Here is a 17,461-nt window from a genome sequence, read left to right as displayed (position 1 = left end):
GTTATTCTTCTTTTGTTTCATCAATTGCTGTGCCATCATTGGCATCATTTCCATTTTGCAAAGATATATCAATTTCTTCAATATTCTCATCTATATTATCAACATCCTCTTCTTCTTGCATAACTTTTGCTACTGCAGCAATAGAATCTTTCCCCTTCAGATTTATTAATCGAACCCCTTGAGTAGCTCTTCCCATAACTCTCAGATCTTCTACAGAAAGTCTTATAGCAATTCCTGATTTATTGATAATCATAAGGTCGTCAGCGTCTGTTACATTTTTAATAGCAACTAGTTTTCCAGTTTTATCAGTAACGGATATTGTTTTAACCCCTTTTCCTCCTCTATTCGTAATTCTATAATCTTCTAAACTAGAACGCTTTCCGTAACCGTTTTCAGAAACAACAAGAATATTACTTTCCATATCATTTACAGCTACCATACCAATTACTTCGTCATTATCATCCGCCAAGCGAATTCCTCTAACTCCAGAAGCACCTCTACCCATAGGTCTAGTTTTCTCTTCTTCGAAACGTATAGCTTTACCAGATTTTACAGCAAGCATTACCTGGCTTTTACCATTTGTTAATTTCGCTTCAAGTAATTCGTCATCGTCCTTAATGGTAATTGCATTAATACCATTAGTTCTTGGCCTAGAATATTGCTCTAACAAGGTCTTTTTAACTTGACCTTTTTTAGTAGCCATGATGACATAATGGGAATTAATATACTCCTCATCTTTAAGATCCTGAGTACAAATAAAGGCTTTAACCTTATCATCATTTTCAATATTGATAAGATTTTGGATAGCTCTACCTTTAGAAGTTTTACTTCCTTCTGGTATTTCGTAAACACGCATCCAGAAACATTTTCCTTTTTGAGTAAAGAATAACATATACTGGTGATTCGTACCAACAAAAAGATGCTCTAAGAAATCTTCATTACGCGTAGTACTACCTTTTTGACCTACTCCTCCTCTATTTTGTTTCTTATATTCAGTAAGAGACGTTCTTTTTATATATCCTGCATGAGAAATCGTAATTACCACTTTCTCATTAGGAATCATATCTTCAATACTAAGATCTCCTCCAGCGTATTCTATTTGAGAACGACGATCATCACCATACTTTTCTTTCACTTCGAGAAGCTCTTCTTTGATGATATCCATTCGACGTTCTTTCTTATCAAGAATATCTTTAAGATCTTCGATAGTCTTCATTAATTCTTCATACTCTGCGCGCAGCTTGTCTTGCTCTAATCCTGTCAGTTGACGTAAACGCATTTCAACAATCGCTTTAGCCTGAATTTCAGTAAGCTTGAATCGTTTAATCAACTTCTCTCTCGCTTCGTCTGCATTTGAAGATGCCCTAATTAATTTAATTACCTCATCGATATTATCTGAAGCAATTATTAATCCTTCCAGTATATGAGCTCTCTCTTCTGCCTTTCTTAATTCATATTTTGTTCTTCGCACAACCACATCGTGTCTGTGTTCTACGAAATAATGAATCATATCTTTTACATTCAATAACTGAGGTCTTCCTTGAACTAGTGCAATATTATTTACACTAAATGAAGATTGTAAGGCAGTATATTTATATAGAAGATTCAATACAATATTAGGAATCGCATCTCTTTTAAGGATGTATACAATTCGCATCCCTTTTCTATCAGATTCATCTCTAATAGAGGAAATTCCATCAATTTTCTTATCGTTGATAAGGTCTGCTGTTTTCTTAATCATGTCTGCCTTATTTACCTGATAAGGTATTTCAGACACAATAATACATTCTCTTCCATTTACCTCTTCAAAACTTGCTTTGGCTCGCATTACGATTCTACCTCTACCAGTTTTAAAAGCCTCTCTTACTCCATCATAACCATATATAATTCCACCGGTAGGAAAATCTGGTGCTTTTATATGTTGTATGAGTTCATCAATCTCAATATCGTTATTATCGATATAAGCGATTGTTCCGTCTACAACCTCGCTTAGGTTATGAGGAGGCATATTAGTTGCCATACCTACTGCAATACCCGAAGCCCCGTTAATTAATAATCCAGGAACTCTACTTGGTAATACAGTTGGTTCTTGCAAAGTATCATCGAAGTTGAACGTATGATCTACTGTTTCCTTTTCGATATCTGCAAGCATATCTTCAGAAATCTTTCGCATTCTAGCCTCTGTATATCGCATTGCTGCTGGGCTATCTCCATCGACGGATCCAAAGTTACCTTGACCATCTACTAACATGTATCGTAAACTCCATTCCTGAGCCATACGAACCATTGTGTCATATACCGAAGTATCACCATGTGGGTGATATTTACCTAGTACTTCCCCTACTATTCTGGCTGACTTTTTATGAGCACTATTTGCTCTTACACCTAACTCATACATACCGTAGAGAACTCTCCTGTGTACAGGCTTGAGTCCATCTCTAACATCCGGAAGTGCTCGTGATACGATCACAGACATTGAATAATCAATGTAAGCAGACTTCATCTCATCTTCTATGTTGATAGGTATTAGCTTTTCTCCTTCTGCCATAAAAATTATTTTATTCTAAAATTGATTTTATTAAACGCGCTAATTTAAGTAAATTAAGACGGTTTTAACAGCATATAGTCTTTGTAATATACGTAATTTATTAACAACTTAAACGACCCAAATGGTTAATAAGTCAATATATATACATTTTGATTATTAATCCTTTTTTCGTCTATTTACTCGGAAAACAAAAAAGTTTTTTGTCATTTTCTAAAACTTGACATATTTAAATATCTTTTTTTGAAAAAAGTATGACACAAGTTGGATATTATGTCAGCTTATTTGTAAAGTATGGTTAAAAGGAATAGTTTTTGACAAAGTAATTTTAAAAATTACTATATTTAGTAATAAAGAACACAGAGAAAAAGAAAGAAGCTAATTATATGGATGATAATTTTTCACCAAGAGTAAAAGATGTTATCGCTTACAGTAAAGAAGAAGCCTTAAGATTAGGGCACGACTTTATTGGCACGGAACATCTTATGTTAGGACTGTTGCGAGATGGAAGTGGAAAAGCAATTAGTATACTTGATGCGTTAGATATAGATTTAACGAATTTGAGAAGAAAAGTTGAAATTCTAAGCCCCGCAAACCCCAATGTAGCAATTGCTACTAACGAAAAAAAGAACTTACATTTAACAAGACAAGCCGAAAGAGCTTTAAAAACAACTTTTTTGGAAGCAAAGTTATTCCAAAGCTCATCGATTAATACCGCTCACTTGTTATTATGTATATTAAGAAACGAAAACGACCCTACTACTAAGTTACTTAACAAACTTAAAGTAGATTATGATAATGTTAAAGATCAATTTAAATTTATGATTGCTAACGAAGATGAATACACAGAAGGTCCAAAAGCTGAATCATTTTCTGATGATGATGATGATATGGCGGGAGATGCTTCAAAAGAAAATCCTTTTAATTCACCAACTGGTGGTGCTAAAACCAATAAAAAATCTAAGACACCTGTATTAGATAATTTTGGAAGAGACCTTACTGCTATGGCAGAAGAAGGAAAATTAGATCCTGTTGTTGGTAGAACGAAGGAAATTGAAAGAGTTTCTCAAATACTCAGTAGAAGAAAGAAAAACAACCCTCTTCTTATTGGAGAACCTGGTGTTGGAAAATCAGCTATAGCTGAGGGACTGGCGCTACGAATAGTTAAGAGAAAAGTTTCTCGAATCCTTTTCGATAAGCGTGTTGTTACTCTAGATTTAGCCAGTTTAGTTGCTGGCACCAAGTATAGAGGACAGTTTGAAGAACGTATGAAAGCTGTTATGAATGAATTAGAGAAGAATGATGATATTATTCTTTTCATAGATGAAATTCATACGATCGTTGGTGCAGGAGGCGCTACTGGAAGCCTTGACGCGTCCAATATGTTCAAACCTGCTCTAGCTAGAGGAGAAATACAATGTATTGGTGCAACAACCTTAGATGAGTATAGACAATACATCGAAAAAGATGGTGCCTTAGAAAGACGTTTCCAAAAAGTTATAGTTGAACCTACTAACATCGAGGAAACCATAGAAATACTTAATAACATTAAGGAAAAATATGAAGAGCATCATAATGTAAGTTATACGGACAGTGCCATTGAAGCTTGTGTAAAACTTACGAATAGATATATGACTGATCGCTTCCTACCAGACAAAGCAATTGATGCTTTAGATGAGGCTGGTTCTAGAGTTCATATTACTAATATCGATGTTCCTAAAAAGATTTTAGATCTAGAAAAAAAGCTGGAAGAGGTTAGAGAGCTTAAGAATAGCGTTGTCAAAAAACAAAAATATGAAGAAGCTGCTAAGCTAAGGGATGATGAAAAAAATCTCGAAAAAGAATTAGCACAAGCGCAAGAGCAATGGGAAAAAGACTCCAAACTTCATAAAGAAACTGTAGATGAAGAAAATGTAGCAGATGTAGTTTCTATGATGACTGGAATTCCTGTAAATAGAATAGCGCAAACAGAAAGCAACAAACTTGCTGAATTACCAAATCTAATAAAAGGTAAAGTAATTGGTCAAGACGAAGCAGTTTCTAAAGTTGTAAAAGCTATCCAGCGTAATCGTGCTGGCTTAAAAGACCCTAACAAACCAATAGGTTCATTTATTTTCTTAGGTCAAACAGGAGTAGGAAAAACACAATTAGCAAAAGTATTAGCCAAAGAGCTTTTTGATAGTGAAGACACACTAATCAGAATAGACATGAGTGAATACATGGAGAAATTCGCAGTTTCCAGGCTTATTGGTGCTCCTCCAGGATATGTAGGATACGAAGAAGGTGGACAACTTACAGAAAAAGTGAGAAGAAAACCTTATGCCGTTGTATTACTTGATGAAATCGAGAAAGCGCATCCTGATGTTTTCAATATGATGTTGCAAGTTCTTGATGATGGATATTTAACTGATAGTCTTGGACGTAAAATTGATTTTAGAAATGCGATCATTATCATGACCTCAAATATCGGAGCTCGTAAACTTAAAGATTTTGGTCAAGGTGTTGGTTTTGGAACTACAGCTAAGAAAACGCAATCTGATAGTTATGCAAAAGGAGTTATTGAAAATGCTTTGAAAAAAGCTTTTGCACCAGAGTTCTTAAATAGAGTTGACGATGTAATCGTATTCAATGCTCTTGAAAGAGAAGATATCCATAAAATCATCGATATAGAATTACAGAAACTTTATGGAAGAATTAAAGGATTAGGATATGATTTATCTCTAAGCGAAAAAGCTAAGGATTATATCACCGAAAAAGGTTTTGATAAGCAATATGGTGCGAGACCATTAAAAAGAGCTATCCAAAAATACATTGAAGATGCATTGGCTGAAGAAATTATCAATGCACAACTACAGGAAGGAGATAGTATCTTTATGGATTTAGACGATGATTCTAATGAATTAACCATAAGAATCGATAAAACCGAAGAATCTACCGAATCTTAAAACCATATCTATCTAGAAAAAGGAAAGAATTAAAATAGTATAAATGATACTAATAAAAAGACCTCTTTTAATCAAGAGGTCTTTTTTCTTGGTTGATCATCGCCAAAACTTGCAATTCACTTCAGGCTAGCATTTCTAGCAACCTAAACACTTCTTAAAATTTAAGAATACTCTTCGAATTACGGAAAAAACTTACTTTTTCATACTTTAAAAACATATCTTTACTTGAAACAAACAAAAACTAATGATTACCTTTTATAAAACAGATTTTGGTCTGGCAGAGATATATGATAACTACATGAGAGTAGTCATCAACGAAGGAATCACAGTATCCCCTGAAGACAATAATACACTTTTAGAAATGGTCGAAAATCATTTCAAAAACAAACCTTTTGTATATATTTCTCATAGAATACACTCCTACGCTATCAATCCAACCGTATATTTTGAAACAGCAAAAATTAAAACATTAGTTGGCCTTGCTGTAGTCTCCGATAGCCCTCTTCAAATAAATCAAACGCAAATAGAAAAAACATTCTTTAATAAAGAACTTAAACACTTTCATGATATGGAATCTGCATTAATCTGGAAAGAGGAACTTCTTAAAAGACAAGATTAAAGCATTTGAAACTACCGTAAAAGTGACTCATAAACAAAGAATACAAACAAGGGAAAAATCCCAAAATTTTATTTAAAAAACTATAGTTTTTAAATCCTAAACTATATATTTGCTCCACCTAAAATACCCCTAATGATTGCCACTTATCGACTAAATTTTGGGCTTATCGAAATTTATGATGATTATATCAAATCTATTATAAACGAAGGAATAACCATAACCCCAAAACACAACAATGTTTTACTAGAAATGGTAGAAAAGCATTTCAAAAACAAACCATTTTTATATATTACTCATCGTATTAATTCTTATGCTGTAGATCCTACCATATACTTAGAAACTACAAAGATCTGCAACTTATTGGGATTTGCTGTGGTATCTAAAGATCCTTTACAAGAAAAACAAATCAAACTTGAGCAAGCTTTTTTTAGTAAAGAATTAAAAAGGTTTGATGATATGGAATCAGCTTTAATATGGAAGGATGAATTACTACAAGATTACTCCAATTCATTAGTTTGAAAATTCCCCTAAATCTCAAAACAAAGAAAATTTCAAATTTTCATAAGTAATAGTTTTGTTGTAAATTATACTAAATTAACCATACTTAAATAATAGTTTTGAAATGAAATATGACAAAATACTATGATTTAGGTTTCGCTAAAGTAGAAATACACCAAGATTATCTTAAAAACACAATTTCAGAAGGCTTTTTGGTCATGCCTGAACACAACAATCTACTATTAGAATTTGTTATAAAATATTTTAACAACAAACCTTTTATTTACATTTCTAACAGGATAAATAATTATGCAGTAGACCCTACTGTCTATCATGAAACTACAAAAATTGACACCTTAAAAGGTATTGCAATCGTGTCAAAAAACCATAGGCAAAAAAAACTGACAGAACTGGAAAGTAAATTTTTTAATAAAGAAATAGCATACTTCAATAACCTAAAAGAAGCTTTGAAATGGAAAAACAAAATATTAAATAGTTTATGAATTAATAAAATAATTCATTTATTTTATACAACATTGAGAAAACTCCCCACATGATTAGATCTTATGAATTAGATTTTTGCGACTTAGAAATACATGATGATTATGTATTAGCCACAATGCACGAAGGGATTGTGGTTTCGGTCGAAAATAACGCTATCCTAATAAGAATAGCTGAGAAGCATTTTAAAAACACCCCTTTTGTCTATATAACAAATAGAATCAATTCGTATTCAGTAGATCCAATTGTATATATCAAAACCGCAAAAATTCCTTCTCTTTTAGGGTTTGCAGTGGTATCAAATGATCCAATTCAAAAAACCCTAACCAAATACGAAAAGAAGTTCTTTAAAAAAGAATTTAAGAGATTTGATGATTTGGAATCAGCTTTAACTTGGAAAGATCAATTGATAAAAAAACATCCTTATAAAACAATAACTCCAAAGGAAAAACAAAAAAAGAGCATCAAATGACGCCCTTTTTATAAAAATTTTGTGTTTTTTTACTTTGCTATATTTACAGCCCTGGTTTCTCTTATCACTGTAATTTTAACTTGTCCTGGATAGGTCATATCCGTTTGTATTTTCTGAGAAATTTCAAATGACAGACTAGCAGCCCTTTCATCATTTACTTTTTCGCTTTCAACAATTACACGCAATTCTCGACCAGCTTGTATCGCATAAGCTTTCTTAACTCCACTAAATCCAAATGCGATGTCTTCCAGATCTTTTAATCGTTGGATATAGGAATCTAACACCTGTCTACGTGCACCTGGCCTAGCACCACTAATAGCATCACACACCTGAACAATTGGTGATATTAATGCTGTCATTTCGATTTCATCATGGTGAGCACCTATCGCATTGCATACATCAGGTTTTTCCCCATACTTCTCTGCCCATTGCATTCCTAAAATAGCATGAGGTACTTCTGTTTCTGTATCTGGCACTTTACCTATGTCATGCAACAAACCAGCTCGCTTTGCTAATTTAGGATTAAGCCCTAACTCCGCAGCCATCACCCCACAAAGCTTAGCCACTTCTCTAGAGTGTTGCAGTAGATTCTGGCCATACGAGGAGCGGTATTTCATTCTCCCCACAGTTTTTATAAGCTCAGGATGCAATCCATGAATACCAAGATCGATAACGGTTCTCTTACCTACTTCGATAATTTCTTCATCGATCTGCTTTCTTGTCTTTTTTACTATTTCTTCAATTCTAGCAGGATGTATTCTACCATCCGTAACTAATTTATGTAAAGAAAGTCTAGCAACTTCTCTTCGCACAGAATCAAAACATGATAAAATAATCGCTTCCGGTGTATCGTCCACAATAATTTCTACACCTGTAGCAGCCTCAATAGCTCTAATATTCCGACCTTCACGTCCAATAATACGTCCTTTTACATCATCACTTTCAATATTAAATACAGATACACAATTTTCAATAGCTTCTTCTGTACCGATTCTTTGGATCGTATTAATAATAACTTTCTTAGCTTCTTGTTGTGCAGTAAGCTTAGCCTCTTCTATTGTATCTTGAATTAATGCCATAGAATCTGTTTTGGCTTGTTCTTTTAACGATTCTATAAGCTGATCTTTTGCTTCATCAGCAGACAGCCCTGATATTACTTCTAATTGCTGTACCTGACTCTTATGAAGCTTTTTTAATTCTCCTTGCTTCTTCTCAAGATAGTCATTCCTATGATTATAATCTTTAATCTTCTGCTCTAATTCTGCGTTTAACTTCTTGCCTTTGGAAAGTTCATTAGAAACCTGTGATTCTTTATCTCTTGTCCTTTTTTCGGCTTCTGCCATCTTCTTATCTCGAGATAAAATTACTTTTTCATGCTCCGATTTAAGCTCTATAAACTTCTCCTTTGCCTGAAGAATTTTATCTTTCTTAATTGTTTCTCCTTCGCTTTTAGCATCTCTTATAATACTCTGCGAAGTCTTTTTTGCGTTTTTGACAATTTCTGAGGCTTTGTTGCGCTCCAATACTTTAGCGATAATAAAACCTATCACTAAACCTGCAACCGCAGCAATAATCAAAAATATAATGTTATCCATAATTCTAGTTAGTGTTTATATATAAAAAAAGCCTGCACTAGTTTGGGTTTTGTATAAACTCTGTAAAAACAGGTTTAGGGCTAACAAGCTGGTCAAGGATCCGTGAAACTGAAAAAATCAGCACGGCTTGCTTTTACAACTTAAACTCACCCTTTTTAAAATAATTCTTGTTGAGTTTATCAAAAAATAACAACTAGTGCAGGCAGTAACCTTATTTATTTTAATGAACGTTTATGATAGATGATCTTGCAACAAATCATTTAAGGCATTAAGCCTTCCTGTTACATTTATTTCATCACTATCTTTATCTATAACCTTTTGTTCTACTTGTGCAGCAAACTGTAAAGCACACATTGCCAATACATCTTGCTTATCTCTAACAGCATAACTTTGCTCAAATTGCTTAATCATGGCTTCAATCTTCTTAGCAGCCTTACGCAAGCCTTCTTCTTGATCTGGCTTGATCGTTAATGGATATACTCTATCCGCAACTGATAATTTGATTTTTAATTTGTCTGCCATGTTTTTTTTATCACTCCGACAGCTGTGCTATACAGACATCTATCTCTCTTATTAAGGCATTTATTTTGAGCTTGGTTTCCCTTTTATATTCGTCACTGCCGAGCATTGCGTTTGCATTTTTGAGTGCACTGAATTTTTCTTCCCATTGCTTTAATTGATCGTTTTGAATTTCAGAATTAGATTCTAAATTCTTTATTTTTTCCTTAAGATCGGCATTTTGCTGCTTCATCAAATCATATTTATGGAGCAGTTTACTAATCCTATTCTCAAGAGAATCAACAATTTCAATCAAATTACTCATTATAATTTTACGCAATACTTCGTTACACAAAGTTAACATACCAATTGAAAAAACCCAATAGTTTTTAAACTAATTTTAAAGCTAAAAGATCTAACCAATCAAGTAATTAATTTATAGACTTTTAGTTTTTCATCGACCATCACTTTAATTTTAACCTCTAAATATTTACATTTACCTTCTATGCGAGTTTTTACATTATTATTACTCAGTTTTACTATTATTGGGTATGGTCAAAAGAACGTTCCTACTGATTATTTTTCAAATCCTTTGGATATCCCTCTGGCAGTATCTGGAACATACGGAGAATTAAGATCTAATCATTTTCATTCTGGTTTAGATTTAAAAACTAACGGAGAAGAAGGTTTACCTGTATATGCAGCTGCTAGTGGTAATGTAAGCAGAATAAAAATCTCTCATTTTGGATATGGAAAAGCTATCTATATTTCGCATCCGAATGGATACACAACCGTATATGCCCATCTTCAGAAATTCGCACCAGAAATAGAAGCATACATAAAGAAACGACAATACGCAAAAGAATCCTATGAAATTGAGCTTTTTCCTAAAGCTGGCGCCTTATCGGTAACCAAAGGAGAAATAATTGCGTATAGCGGAAATACGGGAGGAAGTGGCGGTCCGCATCTTCATTTTGAAATAAGGGATACCAAGGCAAGACCAATGAACCCCCTTACTTTTGGTATCGAAGTAAAGGATACCAAAAAACCTATAATCAACAGCGTATGGCTGTACAGTTTAGAAGAAAAATCACATATTAACGGAAACCAAAATCCTTCGAAACTTAGATTGATTCCATTAGACAACGGAAATTTTAAAGCTGAAGGTGTTACCGCTATCGGGAAAATTGGCATTGGAGTATCTACTATCGACCAACAAAATCTTGCTGCTAATAAAAATGGTGTTTACAAAATCACTACCGAAATCAATGGTCAGGAAAATTTTTCTATGGAGATGAAACGATTTTCATTTTCCGAAACACGTTATATAAATAGATTGATCGATTATGCTCATTATAAGAAAAACCGCAGTAGAATTACCAAGTTGTTTATTGAAAAAAATAATCCTCTCAGCATCTATAAAAATACAGTTGACAAAGGTATTTTCAACATCGAAGATAGCTTATCTTATACTGCAAAAGTTTTTGTAAAAGATTTTAATAATAACACTACAGAAATAAGTATTCCTATTCAAGGAAAAAACATTGAAAAAATCACTAAAAAAGAAATTGTCAAAACACCCTATTTCATACAACCTTCAGAAAACTTCACTTATAATTCAGGAATATTTGATTTATACATCCCTAAAGGAAGTCTTTATGAAAATGCTTACCTAGATATTGCTGCAAATGGTGATACCATTAAAATTCATGAAGACGAAATTCCGTTGCATAAAAACATGACCGTTGTTTTTGACGTAGCTAATTATAGCGAAACAGACAAGAAAAAATTATATATAGGAAGACTTGGTTATAACGATAAACATTATCACGTAAAAACGAATAAGAAAGGGAATCGTTTTTCTACCAGAACAAGAACTTTAGGAAGTTATTCTTTATTCACAGATAACGAAAAACCAACTATCGTACCTATTAACGTTTCTAGTAAGAAATGGATGTCAAAAGCCAATTTCTTAAAAATTAAAATTGACGATACAGATTCTGGAATTAAAAGTTATCGTGCTACGATCAATGGAAAATTCGTATTAATGGAGTATGACTATAAAACTGGAATGCTTGTTTATGATTTTAATGATAAAATAATTTCAGAAACAGAAAATAAATTCAAACTTATCGTGTTAGATAAAGTAGGAAATAGTACTACTTTTGAAACAACATTCTTTAGAAAACCGTAAATACACATACTCTTTGAAAAATCTACCCGTTCTTTTTGTTTTTCTTCTTGTTATTTTAAGTCACTCGATTATTGCTCAAGAAGCAGTTGTAAAAGGTGTGGTTCTAGACGAATCCAACAGGCCTGTTGCTAACGCAAATGTATCTTATGAAACCTCTGGCACTAAAACGGATGAAAATGGTGTTTATGTATTAAGCATCCCTGCCAATAAAGACATTACTATTAAAATTAGCCATGTTGGACTAAAGGACATTACCTTTACAATTAACTTACAAGAAAATCAGGAATACGAATTAAATCCAGTATTAAAGACGGAATTTGAACAGATAAGTGAAGTAATTATTACCGGAAGAGAACGAAAAGCCGTTGAAGGAATCACAACTTTGGATCCCGAAACCATTCGGATTACCCCTTCGGCCAATGCGGGTGTGGAAGGATTACTTAAAACTTTACCTGGAGTAAGCTCCAATAATGAATTAAGTACGCAATATGCCGTACGAGGAGGTAATTTTGACGAAAACCTAGTGTACGTTAATGAAATTGAAGTATATAGACCGTTTCTAATTAGGTCTGGACAACAAGAAGGGCTAAGCTTTGTAAATACCGATCTAGTAAGAAATGTAGATTTTTCTGCTGGTGGCTTCCAATCAAAATATGGTGATAAATTATCATCAGTATTAGATATTACTTATAGAAGACCTACACGATTTGATTTATCTGCCGATTTAAGCTTACTTGGAGGAAGCATTTCCGCTGGGGGTATCACAAAAGACAAGAAGTTTGCTGGTGTAGTTGGTGTTAGATACAGAGATAATAGTTTACTCGTGGATGCCAGACAAACCGAAACTAATTTTAGACCTCGATTTGCAGATGTACAAACCTATCTTTCTTATAACTTTTCAAAGAAATTTGAACTTGGATTCCTTGGAAACATCGCTATCAATAGATATGACTACGAACCACTTACCAGGAGAACCAACTTTGGGCCTATCACCGATCCAATTGCATTAACTGTTTTTTATGACGGACAAGAAAGAGATCGTTATCAAACATATTTTGGAGCTTTAAAAGGAGCCTACCAAGCGAATGAGAATTTGACCCTTAAATTAATAGGATCAGCATACCATACACAAGAACAAGAGTATTTCGACATATTTGCAGCTTATTTTCTTGGTACAGTAAATACTGATATTGGAGGTGAAGATCTGGGAGAAGCCGAATTTAATCAAGGTGTTGGATCACAGCTAACGCATGCTAGAAATGATCTGGATGCGCTTATCTTTAATATAGAACATAAAGGTACTTACATAGCTGATGAGCATCAATTTGATTGGGGTGTAAAATATACCTCTGAAGATATTCGAGATAGAATTCAAGAATTTGAAGTGATAGATTCCGCAGGGTTTTCAATCCGTCCACCAGGAACTTTTGTAAATGATCAACCTTATAATCCAAATGCAAGTCCAATTGTACCTTTTAACAGTGTACGAGCAACTAATATGGTAAACATTGATCGTTTTTCTGGATATGCTCAATATAGTTTACGTACAAATATTAAGGATCACGAAGTTTGGGCAAATGTAGGAGTTAGAGCTCATAATTGGAATGTATCAGGAGAAGGAATAAGTAATTCTTCTCAAACCGTTTTTAGTCCTCGAGCACAAGTTGCTATCAAACCCGATTGGAAATCAGACATGGTATTTCGCCTTTCTGGAGGATGGTATCATCAACCTCCGTTTTATAGAGAATTAAGAGATCTGCAAGGAACTGTACAACCTGATGTAAAGGCTCAGCAATCGATTCATATAGTTGCAGGAAATGATTACAGTTTTAATTTATGGAAACGACCTTTTAAGCTTACAACAGAACTCTACTATAAGAAATTAACCGACGTTAATTCTTATACTATAGAAAACGTTCGTATTAGATATAGAGCAAATAATAATGCTGAAGCTTATGCAGCTGGTTTTGATCTAAGACTAAACGGAGAATTTGTTCCTGGAACAGAAAGTTGGTTTAGCCTAGGTTTATTAAAAACTGAGGAAAACTTAGACAATAGAGGTTATATAGCTAGACCAACAGATCAAAGGATTAAGATTGGAGCATTATTTCAGGATTATGTTCCAACCATTCCAAATCTGAAAATGTATCTTAACCTTGTTTATCAAACTGGAGTGCCAGGTGGTTCTCCCACCAACGCAGATCCTTATGATTTCCAAACACGTTTAAGAGATTATAGAAGAGCGGATTTAGGTATTTCTTATATTGTAGTGGATAATAAAATTAGAAGAAAAGAAGGTAGCTTTTTCAACAACTTTAAAGATTTGAGTATCGGATTTGAAATCTTTAACCTTTTTGACAACCTAAATTCAATAACAAATACATTTGTTAGGGATGCGGCTTCCCAGAGACAATTTTCGATTCCAAACTTTTTAACACAACGAGTTTTTAATGTGCGTTTAGGAATGAGATTTTAGTTTTCTACAAACTCTTTTAAGACCTCAATTACGTAATCAACTTCTTCTTTTGTATTATACTTGGAAAAAGAAAACCTAACAGAAGGCTTTTGCATGTCTTCGTCAGATAAAATCTCTGCCAAGACATGAGATCCTTTACCACTTCCACTTTGACAAGCGCTTCCTTTAGAACAAGCGATTCCTTTAATATCCAACTGAAACAATAAAATTCCAGCTTTTTCCTGTGAAATTGGTAGGCAGACGTTAATCAAGGTATATGTACTATGTCCCAAATCGCAACAATTCGCATTAAACTTTACACCATCTATTTGCGTCTTCAATTGATCAACAAAGTATTGTTTTAGATTTGAAACATACAGCTTCTCTTCATCCATATGCTCATAAGCTAACCTTAATGCTTCATCCATTCCAACAATATTGTGAACACCTTCTGTTCCTCCTCTATATCCTCGCTCCTGCTCCCCTCCGTAGATCAATGGTTTAAGTCCTGAGTTCTTTTTTATGTATGCAAAACCTACGCCTTTCGGACCGTGAAATTTATGTGCACTTACTGCAGTAAAATCTACTTCTAATTCATTTAGATTTACATCTAAATGACCAATAGATTGCACCATATCACTATGAAAAAGCGCTTCGTGAGATTTACACAATGTACCTACCCTTTCAATATCCAAAATAGTCCCCACCTCGTTATTTACATGCATTAAACTTACCAATGTTTTAGCACTAGAATCTTCTAAAAGTTTCTCTAAATGTTTATAATCAATAGCTCCATTTGATTCTATATCTACATAACAAACATCAATATCTGTATGTGATTGAATTTCTTGCACCGTATGCAGGACTGCATGATGTTCTATCTTAGAAGTGATAATCCTTCGAACACCTAAATCTCTAACTGCACTATTTAATGCTAGATTATCAGCTTCTGTACCTCCAGAGGTAAAAATAATTTCGGAAGCTTTTACACCAAGATACTTAGCAATATTTTTTCTAGCTTGCTCAATATGATTCTTTGCAGATCTACCAAATCCATGTGTCGAAGAAGGATTTCCATAATCTTCTCTTAGCACAGTAGTCATTTTCTCAATTACTTCGGGGCGTAATTGTGTCGTAGCAGCACTATCGAAATAAACCTTTTGCATTAAATTCAAAAATTTAGTTAATGACTCTTAGAAAAATATGATAACCACAGAAATAAGAAAAACATATTATCATATTCTTATTTTTAGTAGCGCAAATCTAATTCAAATAAAATTATTTTCCACACTGCACGTTATAATCTTTCAATTCCTTTATTTTTGTTCAGATTTGTAAAAAATTACCAAAATGGTGAACATCTGACTATTTTAATCGTCTTTAAAGCAGGTTCTCTAATTACATTTGGTATTAAGGACGTTTTATAGAGTTATTAATCAAAATATTTTAAGTGAAAAAAATTCTGTCCACTTTTATCTTTTTAATCATACTTTCCTGTGATGATGGTGATATCATTGTTACTAGTTTTGAATTTGACGATGTTGATCTACAACTTTGTGAAGGTTCAATAACTGATGAATTTGTTTTTTTTAAAATAAACACTTCTGTTAATGAGACGATTGCTTACCGGTTTATAAGCGATACTTATTCTCAAACATCAGAAACGGAAAACGATATTATCATCGACCTAAACACTGATCCAGATAATAATCTTATTTACAGACAATTTAACTCTGCCATTACTACAGATTACTATTGTAGCAATATCCCTGATAGTAGTATTGGCGTTACCGATGAACTTATCGGAATCGGTGGACAAGCTGTTATAACTAATGTTATTGTTAGCGAAGATGATAATGATGGAGTAGAATCAACTCTAGAAAGTCCTAATGAAATTGATCCAGAAGCGGATCCTGATGGAGATGGAGTACCAAATTATTTGGACGACGACATGAGTGACCCGACAATTGGGAATGAAGATGCTACTGCAGATTCATTGGGCATTGAAGCAGGTTATAATTCTGATGAAGATCAAATTCCAGACTTTAGAGATCAAGATGATGATAATGATAATATATTAACAAGTGTGGAGTTACCAAATAGCGATCCCAATGATAGTAGCTTTGCAGATACTGATGGTGATGGAACACCAAACTATTTAGACAAAGATGATGACGATGATGGAATTAATACCATTGATGAGGATGTGGATGGAAATGGAAACCCTAGAGATGATGATACCGATAGGGACGGTGAACCAAATTACTTAGATATGGACGATGATAATGATGGAATAAATACTATTGATGAAGACACCGATGGTGATGGGGATCCTTTAAATGATGATGATGATGGCGATGGAATTCCTAATTACCTAGATGCTAACAATCCCATGAATGATGTATCTAATGCAAACGAAGTGAATCCGTCTATATTGGACAATACTGTTATTACAATTTTTAGAACTACTGTTACCATTACCAATTTGATTCTTAATGAGGAAAATGATCAATTTACTGATGATAATTTTTCTTTTGGTTTCAGAGATGAAACAGTATCGATTACTACTCCAAAAAATGACTAGCCCCATGATTAATAGAATCTATATAATAGTTTTAGTGCTTTTTTTTGCAAGTTGTAGTGAAGGAGACATTCTTGAAATTCCTTTAGACATTTTTAGTGATGACGAGCTCCAAAATTGCTCAAATGAAAATGATAATACATTTGTTTTTTTCGTAATAGATCAGGACACCAACAGATCTCTATCTGTAAATTTCACAGATTCTAGTTTCGAAATCGAACCTGCAACCGTTGCAGATGTTTCTGTAGATGAGCCCGTAGTTATAACTTTAAACACAACTACAAATCAACTATTATATAGAGAGTTCGACACTTCAATTAATGGTGATGATTATTTTTGCAATAGTGTACCAATAAGCAATGTTAATGTTACCCAAGAATTAGTTAGTTCTAATGGGACTGTAGAGATTAGCTATGTTCTTCAAAACACAACTGCTACAGAAACCACATACGAAAGAACAGTTACTTTAAATGACGTTACTTTAGAAGGCAATGGCATTGGAATTCGCAGAGAACTTTTAGTATTGGGAACTGACACTGTAACAGTAACCAACTAAAC

Annotated in this window: 14 protein-coding genes and 1 other RNA gene; 9 read left to right on the top strand and 6 right to left on the bottom strand. The window is 33.5% G+C overall.

Going from position 1 to position 17,461, the window contains the following annotated elements; translation table 11 throughout:
- Position 1 precedes the first annotated feature (1 nt).
- Positions 2-2,548 carry a DNA gyrase subunit A gene (gyrA, locus tag Q1A73_RS00160; protein ID WP_299600132.1) on the bottom strand — a complete coding sequence of 849 codons (2,547 nt, stop codon included), beginning with the start codon at positions 2,546-2,548 and terminating at the stop codon, positions 2-4.
- 383 nt (positions 2,549-2,931) lie between these two features.
- Between gyrA and Q1A73_RS00155 the strand changes: the two genes are divergently transcribed.
- The 5 genes from Q1A73_RS00155 to Q1A73_RS00135 all read left to right on the top strand — a co-directional run bounded on the left by Q1A73_RS00155 (position 2,932) and on the right by Q1A73_RS00135 (position 7,580).
- The gene (locus tag Q1A73_RS00155; protein ID WP_299600130.1) at positions 2,932-5,490 is read left to right on the top strand and encodes an ATP-dependent Clp protease ATP-binding subunit; all 2,559 of its coding nucleotides are present in this window, start codon (positions 2,932-2,934) and stop codon (positions 5,488-5,490) included.
- A gap of 244 nt (positions 5,491-5,734) precedes the next feature.
- Positions 5,735-6,109 carry a hypothetical protein gene (locus Q1A73_RS00150; protein WP_299600128.1) on the top strand — a complete coding sequence of 125 codons (375 nt, stop codon included), beginning with the start codon at positions 5,735-5,737 and terminating at the stop codon, positions 6,107-6,109.
- Positions 6,110-6,241: 132 nt separating this feature from the next.
- Positions 6,242-6,628, top strand: coding sequence for a hypothetical protein (locus Q1A73_RS00145; RefSeq protein WP_299600126.1), 387 nt, complete (start codon positions 6,242-6,244; stop codon positions 6,626-6,628).
- Between the two features lie 110 nt (positions 6,629-6,738).
- Positions 6,739-7,110: an STAS/SEC14 domain-containing protein gene (locus tag Q1A73_RS00140; RefSeq protein ID WP_299600124.1), complete on the top strand. Its 372-nt coding sequence runs from the start codon at positions 6,739-6,741 to the stop codon at positions 7,108-7,110.
- Positions 7,111-7,160: 50 nt separating this feature from the next.
- On the top strand, positions 7,161-7,580 hold the full coding sequence (locus Q1A73_RS00135) for a hypothetical protein (protein WP_299600122.1): 420 nt from the start codon (positions 7,161-7,163) through the stop codon (positions 7,578-7,580).
- Between the two features lie 29 nt (positions 7,581-7,609).
- Here the strand turns inward: Q1A73_RS00135 and rny are convergent, their stop codons facing one another.
- The 4 genes from rny to Q1A73_RS00115 form a co-directional block, all read right to left on the bottom strand.
- The gene (gene rny, locus Q1A73_RS00130; RefSeq protein WP_299600120.1) at positions 7,610-9,175 is read right to left on the bottom strand and encodes a ribonuclease Y; all 1,566 of its coding nucleotides are present in this window, start codon (positions 9,173-9,175) and stop codon (positions 7,610-7,612) included.
- A 55-nt stretch (positions 9,176-9,230) separates the two neighbouring features.
- Positions 9,231-9,351: non-coding RNA, 6S RNA (gene ssrS, locus Q1A73_RS00125), on the bottom strand.
- A gap of 55 nt (positions 9,352-9,406) precedes the next feature.
- Positions 9,407-9,697, bottom strand: a complete 291-nt coding sequence (locus Q1A73_RS00120; RefSeq protein ID WP_299600118.1) for a cell division protein ZapA — start codon at positions 9,695-9,697, stop codon at positions 9,407-9,409.
- 10 nt (positions 9,698-9,707) lie between these two features.
- Positions 9,708-9,998, bottom strand: a complete 291-nt coding sequence (locus tag Q1A73_RS00115) for a hypothetical protein (protein WP_299600116.1) — start codon at positions 9,996-9,998, stop codon at positions 9,708-9,710.
- A 180-nt stretch (positions 9,999-10,178) separates the two neighbouring features.
- On the opposite strand from Q1A73_RS00115, the gene Q1A73_RS00110 reads away from it, so the two are divergent.
- A complete protein-coding gene (locus Q1A73_RS00110) occupies positions 10,179-11,867 on the top strand; it encodes a M23 family metallopeptidase (protein WP_299600114.1) in 1,689 nt (562 codons plus the stop codon).
- 13 nt (positions 11,868-11,880) lie between these two features.
- Positions 11,881-14,343, top strand: a complete 2,463-nt coding sequence (locus Q1A73_RS00105; RefSeq protein ID WP_299600112.1) for a carboxypeptidase-like regulatory domain-containing protein — start codon at positions 11,881-11,883, stop codon at positions 14,341-14,343.
- On the opposite strand, the gene Q1A73_RS00100 is transcribed toward Q1A73_RS00105, so the two are convergent.
- Entirely contained in the window at positions 14,340-15,488 is a 1,149-nt protein-coding gene (locus Q1A73_RS00100) for a cysteine desulfurase family protein (protein ID WP_299600110.1), read from the bottom strand. The two genes, Q1A73_RS00105 and Q1A73_RS00100, sit on opposite strands and share 4 nt — an antisense overlap.
- 284 nt (positions 15,489-15,772) lie before the next feature.
- Between Q1A73_RS00100 and Q1A73_RS00095 the strand changes: the two genes are divergently transcribed.
- The gene (locus tag Q1A73_RS00095; RefSeq protein ID WP_299600108.1) at positions 15,773-16,906 is read left to right on the top strand and encodes a hypothetical protein; all 1,134 of its coding nucleotides are present in this window, start codon (positions 15,773-15,775) and stop codon (positions 16,904-16,906) included.
- A gap of 4 nt (positions 16,907-16,910) precedes the next feature.
- Complete coding sequence (locus tag Q1A73_RS00090; RefSeq protein ID WP_299600106.1) at positions 16,911-17,459, top strand: hypothetical protein; 549 nt, start codon at positions 16,911-16,913, stop codon at positions 17,457-17,459.
- Positions 17,460-17,461 lie beyond the last annotated feature (2 nt).

The sequence above is a fragment of the uncultured Aquimarina sp. genome (genome assembly GCF_947492115.1).
GTDB lineage: Bacteria > Bacteroidota > Bacteroidia > Flavobacteriales > Flavobacteriaceae > Aquimarina.
Note: the sequence above shows the minus strand (reverse complement) of the source record. Positions and strands in the feature narration are given on the sequence as shown.